At 67.3% G+C, this 8,131-nt stretch carries 15 protein-coding genes; all 15 read left to right on the forward strand.

All coding sequences use genetic code 11. The features are described 5' to 3' along the window. The coding region (locus RISW2_RS25740) for a hypothetical protein (protein ID WP_244437712.1) at window positions 1-376 on the forward strand (376 nt) is incomplete at its 5' end. Between the two features lie 41 nt (window positions 377-417). Beyond that, window positions 418-1,023, forward strand: a complete 606-nt coding sequence (locus RISW2_RS22060) for an XRE family transcriptional regulator (protein ID WP_043775276.1) — start codon at window positions 418-420, stop codon at window positions 1,021-1,023. Between the two features lie 35 nt (window positions 1,024-1,058). After that, a complete protein-coding gene (locus RISW2_RS24860; RefSeq protein WP_156943964.1) occupies window positions 1,059-1,325 on the forward strand; it encodes a hypothetical protein in 267 nt (88 codons plus the stop codon). Further along, window positions 1,309-1,680, forward strand: a complete 372-nt coding sequence (locus RISW2_RS22065) for a hypothetical protein (protein ID WP_156943965.1) — start codon at window positions 1,309-1,311, stop codon at window positions 1,678-1,680. The genes RISW2_RS24860 and RISW2_RS22065 overlap by 17 nt, the downstream gene beginning before the upstream one ends. Window positions 1,681-1,889: 209 nt before the next feature. Next, window positions 1,890-2,195 (forward strand): hypothetical protein, encoded by a 306-nt coding sequence (locus tag RISW2_RS22070; RefSeq protein ID WP_043775280.1) that lies wholly within the window; start codon window positions 1,890-1,892, stop codon window positions 2,193-2,195. Continuing rightward, window positions 2,192-2,515: a hypothetical protein gene (locus RISW2_RS22075; RefSeq protein WP_043775283.1), complete on the forward strand. Its 324-nt coding sequence runs from the start codon at window positions 2,192-2,194 to the stop codon at window positions 2,513-2,515. Before RISW2_RS22070 ends, RISW2_RS22075 begins: the two co-directional genes overlap by 4 nt. Continuing rightward, on the forward strand, window positions 2,512-2,718 hold the full coding sequence (locus RISW2_RS22080) for a hypothetical protein (protein ID WP_043775285.1): 207 nt from the start codon (window positions 2,512-2,514) through the stop codon (window positions 2,716-2,718). Before RISW2_RS22075 ends, RISW2_RS22080 begins: the two co-directional genes overlap by 4 nt. 115 nt (window positions 2,719-2,833) lie before the next feature. Next, a complete protein-coding gene (locus RISW2_RS22085) occupies window positions 2,834-3,019 on the forward strand; it encodes a hypothetical protein (protein ID WP_043775288.1) in 186 nt (61 codons plus the stop codon). Beyond that, on the forward strand, window positions 3,016-3,189 hold the full coding sequence (locus tag RISW2_RS24865; RefSeq protein ID WP_156943966.1) for a hypothetical protein: 174 nt from the start codon (window positions 3,016-3,018) through the stop codon (window positions 3,187-3,189). The genes RISW2_RS22085 and RISW2_RS24865 overlap by 4 nt, the downstream gene beginning before the upstream one ends. Beyond that, window positions 3,183-3,389, forward strand: coding sequence for a hypothetical protein (locus tag RISW2_RS22090; protein WP_043775290.1), 207 nt, complete (start codon window positions 3,183-3,185; stop codon window positions 3,387-3,389). The genes RISW2_RS24865 and RISW2_RS22090 overlap by 7 nt, the downstream gene beginning before the upstream one ends. 82 nt (window positions 3,390-3,471) lie before the next feature. Continuing rightward, the gene (locus tag RISW2_RS22095; protein ID WP_043775294.1) at window positions 3,472-3,846 is read left to right on the forward strand and encodes a hypothetical protein; all 375 of its coding nucleotides are present in this window, start codon (window positions 3,472-3,474) and stop codon (window positions 3,844-3,846) included. A gap of 4 nt (window positions 3,847-3,850) precedes the next feature. Continuing rightward, entirely contained in the window at window positions 3,851-4,060 is a 210-nt protein-coding gene (locus RISW2_RS22100) for a hypothetical protein (RefSeq protein ID WP_043775297.1), read from the forward strand. A gap of 27 nt (window positions 4,061-4,087) precedes the next feature. Further along, window positions 4,088-5,068: a DUF2303 family protein gene (locus RISW2_RS22105; RefSeq protein WP_043775300.1), complete on the forward strand. Its 981-nt coding sequence runs from the start codon at window positions 4,088-4,090 to the stop codon at window positions 5,066-5,068. Window positions 5,069-5,138: 70 nt separating this feature from the next. Next, window positions 5,139-7,091, forward strand: a complete 1,953-nt coding sequence (locus tag RISW2_RS22110) for a DNA cytosine methyltransferase (RefSeq protein WP_051492318.1) — start codon at window positions 5,139-5,141, stop codon at window positions 7,089-7,091. Beyond that, window positions 7,088-8,122, forward strand: a complete 1,035-nt coding sequence (locus RISW2_RS22115; RefSeq protein ID WP_043775303.1) for a DUF5131 family protein — start codon at window positions 7,088-7,090, stop codon at window positions 8,120-8,122. Before RISW2_RS22110 ends, RISW2_RS22115 begins: the two co-directional genes overlap by 4 nt. Window positions 8,123-8,131 lie beyond the last annotated feature (9 nt).

An 8,131-nucleotide genomic window follows, 5' to 3' on the forward strand; every position in this document is an offset into this window, starting at 1 on the left:
TCGTTTCTCATGGCGAGGATCCGTTTGTGTGGCCACATTCAAGTCCATGGAACGGGACGTGAAATTCAGTCGGGATACGCGACACCGGGCGGCCGGCGCCGATCTAGATTGGGCTTCAAGCGGCGTCCCCGAACACGTCGGCCAAGTCGGGGCGGAGGTCGCGCACAGTGACCCCGAGCGCATCAGCCAAACCCTTAATTTTGGCTGGTCCAATGCGTCGCTCACCACTCTCGATGAGGCTGAGATAACCCCTCGAGATCCCCGCTCTTCGACAGATGTCGGCGCGCGACAAGCCGTGAGCATTAATGTGTTCAGTGATGTCCATGCCGTAGTTTTACACTATGTGAATTTTCTGTACAAGAAGGCATTTACATAGTGTTTATGGAGCCGGTACCCGCATCAGCGCATAGATGCGGGATGAAATTCGCCATACGTGAAAACCGGAAGGCGCGCGGCCTCACTCAAGAAGAGACGGCCGACATGCTAGGCATATCCGTCAGCCTGTATAACGGGCTCGAGACAGGTAAGCGTCGCATGAACGAAACCTACCTCGAGGGCTTGGCAAAGATCTTTGGGCTTTCGGCGTCGGATCTGATCATTGAAGCACGCCCCACCGTGGCCATCGCCGGCCGTGTCGGCGCTGGTGCGCGGGTGCCGGTATTCGATGCTTACGAGAAGGGCGATGGCCCCCAAGTCGAGGCGCCGCCAGGGCTATCGCCGCATGGGGTGGTTGCGGTCGAAGTTTCTGGCGACAGCATGGAACCCGTTTATAGCGCTGGCGACCTGCTGTTCTACTCGCGCATCGCGCCCGATGCAGTGCCCGATGACGTCATTGGACACATGTGCGTCTGCGAAGACTTGAACGGCATGGGCTGGGTAAAGCAGGTGAAGCGCGGCAGCGAACGCGGCCTTTTCAACCTCATTTCGCTAAATCCTGGCGCAGAAACAATGTGGGACGTCCCGCTGAAATGGGCAGCGCGTGTGCGGCTGGCTTGGCCAGCGGAGTTCGCACGGAAGATGTGAAACGTCGACAACGCGCAGACGCAGGGGAGGACCGTGTGACCGAAGAAATAGAAGAGCTTCGGGCCGAGATCGAAGATCTCAGGAGGAGGCTTGGCCAACATGAACAACTACTTGAGCGAACGTCGAACTGGATCAAGGCTTTGGCGCGTAACGATGTTCTTGTGGCCGAAGCCGCAGTTGCACTCAGCACACACAAATATGACAGAGCTAGAGACCTGATCGCAGAAATCTACGGACAGTTCGAGGCGGCCGACCCTACTGCTAAGCCATGGCCGGGACACGAAAATGTCGAACCTGATTGATTTTCCCAATCCTCCAAGAGGCGATGTGGAGCTTCCTGCGCCCTCAGATTTGCGCTTGCGGGGCGGCGGTGGCGGCCCATATGATCCCGGTATGGAAGTTCAGGTAGCACGGCTTGGTGCCCAGGTTGAGCACATGCAGACAGACATGTCTGAAGTGAAGAATGAATTGCGGTCGATCGACGACAGGCTGAGAGGCGTCGAAACCGGGCTCGCGACCCTGGCCGAGAAGGTCACGCACCTCCCCTCGAAAAGCTACATCGTCACTGCGTTGATCCTGATGCTTGGCGTAGTGGGCGCCATGATTGGCTATGCGGAGACTATCCAGCAGTTTCTCGGGCAAGTTCCCGCTCCGTAGGGTCTCTCAGCTATCCAGACCTTGCTTAGCCCGGCCCGGTGCCGGGCTTTTTCGTACTAACGCGGCCCGATATTTTTGGGTTGACGCCTCAGTTTTCACCTATTGTAAAATTTCGTCTTGTGCATGATTTTCACATAGTGTAAATAATCCTCCACGCAACCCGCCGAAGACGCCGCACCGGTCGATCGCGGGCCAAGATGGAGGATCGGATGAACCCGCCCACCCCGCAGTTCCTGGCCGAGGCGCGCGCCGTCGTGAGCGACCCTTCGGCATATCTCGACCGCCCGATGGTCCTGCAAGGCGCGTTCCTCGCGCTGAAGGAGGCGCAGGGGCACCCGGTCACGGCCGAGCGGCGCTTCCGCGTGGCCCGCGCGCTCTACAGCGAGTTCACGGGCCCTGCACCGCGCCCCTGCGTGAACGAGATCGACGCCGCCCGGCAGCGCGCGATCGGCCCGATCCGCGCCGCCATCGTCCGCCTGCCCCATCACGTTCCAACGGGCGGAGGCGCAGCATGAACGCCCATGTGACACCCGATGCGCTGCGCAGCGCCGGACACATGCCGCCCGACACGGGCGCCCTGACCGCGTGGCGCGAGGATCTCGCCGCCGAGCTCGAGCCGCTGGCGCACCCGGCGCGCCGGATCATGATGGAGGCCGCCGTGGTGAACTCCGGCGGCATGTGGATCGCCCCCGGCAAGACGAACTGGGGCCCGCACTTCGCCGAGCTGTCGGTCGGCGGCGTGCACGCCTCGGGCAACGACCTCGACGAGTGCATCGCCGCCTGGATCAAGGCGGTCCTGCGCGCGGCGCGTGCCGCGGCCGAGGTGGCGGCATGAGCGCCCAGGACACCGTTGTGCGCCGGCGCCTCGAAAAGCGCATGGCGTTCCTGGACATGATGCGGGACGACCGGTGGCACCTGCCGCGCGCCGTTGCCGCCCTCGCGTTCGCGTTGCTCCTGTCGATCCCCATGGGGATCGCCGGATACTTCATCGGGCGTTGGCTGGTGCTGACCGTCCAGGCCATCGGGTGGTCGGGCTGATGGCGGGCGTGACATGGATCCTCTGCAAGACGTGGATCGTGGCCATCGCCGTGATCGGCGCGGCCATGCTCGCCGACCCGCTCCTGCGCGCCGTCATCACGGGCGGCACGGGCCAATGAGCGCGACGGACCAGCTGCCCGGGCAGGAGCCGGATCGTGTCGCCCTCGGCCGTGCGATGGCCGACGACATGATGGATGGCACCGAGGCGAAACCGGATCGCGCGCACCAGGGCGCGGCGTTCGGCGGCTGCCTGATTGGCGCCGTGGTCTTCTGGATCCTCTGTCTCATGGTGCTGACTTGACCGAACTCTCCGAGGCCCGTGCAGTGTTGGCTGACGTCGCCCATCATGATCGGGCGACGGTCCTGGACGCCTGCGCGCTCATCTCGAAGCATCCGGAGGCGACCGTCGAAGAACGACACGACGCGCGCGACATGCTCGCCCGTGTCCGGAAGGAGAACGTCCAATGCTGACATTCTGGATGGTCTGCCGCACCCCGCGGCATCCGGAGGCCGAAACAGCCCCCCGCGCCCGCTACGCCACCCGCGCCTCCGCCGAACAGGCGGCGCGCCAGCTCGCCGCCAGAACCGGCGAGCCCTTCACCATCCTCGAGGCGGTCCAGACGGTGTACCCGGGCGCGCCCGGCACCGACGACCTCTTCGCCACAAGGTGACGCCCATCCTGGGCGCATCCCCCGCCGGCGCACGTGCCCCCACCCTCAGGCGCCGGCGGGGGCCATCGAGAAAGGACCAGACATGCCGAAGGACGAATTCGACATCCGTTCCGTCGACCAGCTGTTCGCGCTGCTCGACCAGGGCGATTTCCTCGCGGAGATCATGGACGGCAACCGCGACCTGCAGCGCGTTCTGCTCGACCACCGCGCGGCGTTCGGCGGAAAGCCGAAGGGTCGCATGACGATCACCATCGACTACGAGCTGACGAAGACCGGCGACGTCTCGATCGGCGGCATCGTCGAGTTCAAGCGGCCGAAGGCGCCGAAGGCGAGCGGCGTGGCCTACGTGAACGACCAGGGCGACCTGTCGCTCTACTCGCCCATGATGAAGCGCATGAAGGTGCGCGACGTGACCGAGGGCGACCGCGCCGTGAAGAGCGCCGGCGAGGCCGACTGACCCCATGGCGCTCACCGTCAGCACGTTCATCGACGAGACCGAGATCGGACAGGCGATCCGCTCCGGCGATCTGCAGCTCGCCCTCATCCTGCAGGAGGCCCTTCCCGACGAGGAAGCAACCTCCCGCCTGATCCGAGAGATCGAGCATGTGGGCGGCTCGCACGCGGCGGGGCTTCTCGCCGAGCGCTTCGCCCGCGCGATGCAGGAAACCTGAAACCCCAACCCGACCAGGAGACAGACGATGGAGACCAACACCGAAGGCGCGGAGAACGTCGTCGAGACGACCGCGCGCCTGCTGCGCGACCGAGAGATCGGCATGCGCGTCGCCCTGCCCGACGCGATCACGCTGCGCACGCCGTTCCTCGTGGACGTGCCGGCGCACCGCCGCGTGGAGGACCACACCAAGGTCCTGCGCGACGCGCTCCTGCACGACAAGCCGATGCGCCGCACCGGCACCGCGAAGCTGACGACGCTCGACAGCCTCATCGACTGGGCCGTTCGCTTCAAGAGCGACGCCAGCGTCCTCTACGCGCGCCGCAGCCAGAGCGAACCGTCGCTGACCTGCATCGCGAACTATCACGGGGCAGGCCCGACGAGCTGGGACGACAGCTCGGGCGAGGTGGGCGCCGCCTTCCGTGATCACCGCGGCGTCTACGAGTTCCCGCTCTCGAAGGAGTGGAAGCGCTGGATGAAGGTCTCGGGCCAACCGCTGGCGAAGGAAGAGCTCGCGGCTTTCATCGAAGATCACGCGACCGACTTCATGGACCCGACGCCGAACCTCCTGAACAAGCGGCCGGACAACCCGGCGCCCTGGGAAGAGCGCAACCTCGAGATCGCAGAGAAGATCTCCGGACGGTTCGGGCAGACCCACCAGCTGATGGAGCTCGCCCGCGAGTTCACCGTGCACGAGACCTCGAACCTGGTGGTCAAGACCAACCGCGACACCGGTGCCGCCGTCGTCGCGTTCCAGAACGAGCACAACGATGCCGAGGGCCGGCCGCTCGAGATCCCGAACCTCTTCCTGATCGCGATCCCGGTCTTCGAGAGCGGCGATCTCTACCGGCTGACGCTGCGCTTCAGCTACCGCAAGAGCGGCCCGAAGCTCGTGTTCTTCCTGACCATCTACGACCCCGAGAAGGCGTTCGACGACGCCTTCGACGAGGCCGTCGGCAAGGCGCGCACGGTCACGGGCCTGCCGCTGTTCATGGGCGCGCCCGAATAAGCGCGCTCATCCCCCGCCGGCGACGCCACCCCCGAGAACGCGCCGGCGGGGACATTCTGAGGAGATCAGCATGCGTGACCTGCAGGACGACCCCGGCCTTGAGCCCGCGCCCATGATCATCGACAGCTTCGCCGGTGGTGGCGGAGCCTCGACCGGAATCGAGGCGGCGCTCGGCCGCGGGCCGGACGTGGCAATCAACCACTCGGCCGCGGCGCTCGCGCTGCACGCCGCGAACCATCCCGATAGCCTGCACCTGGATTCGAACATCTGGGACGTGCAGCCGCTCGAGGTCACGCGCGGCCGGCGCGTCGGTCTCCTGTGGGCCTCCCCGGACTGCAAGCATTTCTCGAAGGCCAAGGGCTCGGCTCTGCGGGACCGGAACATCCGCGACCTGGCATGGGTCGTCCTGCGGTGGGCCGAGGACGTCCGCCCGGACGTGATCATCATGGAGAACGTCGAAGAGTTCGTGACCTGGGGCCCGGTGGACGACGACGGCCGGGTGATCAAATGGCTGACGGGGCACACGTACCGGCACTGGCGCAAGCGCTTCCGGCGCGCGGGCTACCGCATGCAGTCGAAGGTCCTGCGCGGCTGCGACTACGGGGCGCCGACGATCCGCCGCCGCATGTTCTGGATCGCGCGGCGCGACGGGCGCCCCATCGTGTGGCCGGCGCCCACGCATGGCGACCCGAAGAGCGCGGCGGTCCGCTCGGGCCGGCTGCAGCCGTGGCGCACCGCGGCCGAGTGCATCGACTGGTCGCTGCCCTGCCCGTCGATCTTCGACAGCTCGGCCGAGATCAAGGCGAAGCATGGACTGCGCGCGGTCCGCCCGCTGGCGAAGAATACGCTGGCGCGCATCGCTCGCGGGATGAAGCGCTACGTCCTCGAGGCGGAGCGTCCGTTCATTGTCAGCGTGGCGCACGGCGACAGCGGCGGCCGCCGCGAATATCCGATCGCCGACCCGCTCGGCACCGTGTCGGCCGGCGGCAGACAGCACGCCGTCGTCGCGCCGTCGATCACCAGGTTCAATGGCGGCGCGATTGGACAGGACGCGCGCGACCCGCTGGCGACGGTGACCGCGAACAGCTGGATCAAGCGGCCGGGCGGCGCCGCGCCTCTGGGTGTGGTCGCACCGGTCCTGACCTACGCGCAGCAGGGCGGCGGCAACCGCGACGTCCGCGAGCCGCACCACACGATCTGCGCCAGCACGAAGGACCAGAACATGGTCCTCGCGCCCGGGCTCGTGCACATCGGGAACGGCGAGCGCCGCGGCCAGGCGCCGCGCTGCTACGATCCGGCGGCGCCCCTCGGCACCATCGTCGCCGCCGGCCCGCGGCAATATCCGTTCGCGGCCTTCCTCGCGCAGCAGAACACCGGCCTCGTCGGCCACGATGCGCGCGCGCCAGTCTCGACGATCGTCGGGAAGGGCTGCACCCAGACGCCGGTCGCCGCGTTCATCGCACGGCAGTTCGGCGCGAGCGTCGGACACGCGGCCAGCGCCCCGCACGGCACCATCACGGCCGGCGGCCAAGGCAAGTCCGCGCCCGTCGCCGCGTGGTTCGCGAAATACTACGGCACCGGAGACGGCGCCCGGCAGGACGAGCCGTGCCATACCGTGACCACGCGCGACCGCTTCGGCCACGCGCAGGCCGAGCTGGCCGCGCCGCCGTTCACCGATGCCCGCGCGGCGCGAGCGCGCGAGGTCGCCGTGTTCCTGCGGGCGCACGGCGCCTGGTCGGGCGGCGAGTTCGTCACGCTCGAGATCGACGGCGAGACGTTCGTGGTCGTCGACATCGGCCTGCGCATGCTCACGCCGCGCGAGCTGTTCAACGCGCAGGGCTTCCCGCCCGACTACGTGATCGAGGGCGTCTGGCGTCAGGACGAGGCCGGAGAATGGGCATGGCACCCGTTCTCGAAGGACGTCCAGATCTCGTGCTGCGGCAACAGCGTGTGCCCCGACGTGGCCGAGGCGCTCGTCTCGGCGAACTGCGCTCATCTCATGGCAAAGGAGGCCGCGGCATGAGCAGCATCGAATGGACCGAGCGCACCTGGAACCCAATCGCGGGCTGCAGCGTCGTCTCGCCCGGATGCACCAACTGCTACGCGATGCGGATGGCGCACCGGCTCGAGAGCATGGGCAGCGCACCGCATTACGCCGGCACCACGGAAATGTCGCGCGGCGGGCCGGTCTGGACCGGGAAGATCGGCGTCGCGCCCGAGCGCGCGCTGACCGCGCCGCTGCACCGCCGGAAGCCGACCGTCTACTTCGTGAACAGCATGTCCGACCTCTTCCACGAGGCGGTGCCCGACGAGGTCATCGACCGCGTGTTCGCCGTCATGGCGCTCTGCCCGCAGCACAAGTTCCAGGTGCTGACGAAGCGCGCGGCGAGGCTGCGGGAGTACATGGGTCGACGCGAGAGTTTCGGACGGCATCCCTCAATGGTGCACGCCGCGATCATGGCGGCCACCGGCCGCTGGAGCACGCCTGCGCTCGACTTGCGGGCATGGCCCCTGCCGAACGTCTGGCTGGGCGTCTCGGCCGAGGATCAGCGGCGGGCCGACGAGCGGGTGCCGCACCTGCTGGCAACGCCGGCCGCGGTCCGGTTCGTGAGCGCGGAGCCGCTGCTGGGGCCGGTGGACCTGCACCAGTGGCTCCATCCCTCTGGTGCGGCCGGACAGTGTGTGTCGATCGACGGAGACTGGTGCCACGAGCCCGGAACGTGTTCGTGCTGCCGGCGCGGCCTCGACTGGGTGATCGTCGGCGGCGAGAGCGGCCCGGGCGCGCGGCCCATGCACCCGGACTGGGCGCGGTCCCTGCGCGACCAGTGCACCGCCGCAGGCGTGGCGTTCTTCTTCAAGCAATGGGGCGCGTGGGCGGCGGTCCGCCGTGAGGGACCGGACGACGCCAGCAACGTCACCATCTGGCCGGACGGAAAGGTCGGCTCAGGAAGCGCAAACGCCAATGGCGGCGTCGGACGCCAGGTTCAGCGCGTCGGCAAGCGCGCCGCCGGCCGACTGCTTGACGGGCGCACGTGGGACCAGGTGCCGGCATGACCGAACGCT

It is taken from the genome of Roseivivax isoporae LMG 25204 (assembly GCF_000521865.1).
Taxonomy (GTDB): Bacteria; Pseudomonadota; Alphaproteobacteria; order Rhodobacterales; family Rhodobacteraceae; genus Roseivivax; species Roseivivax isoporae.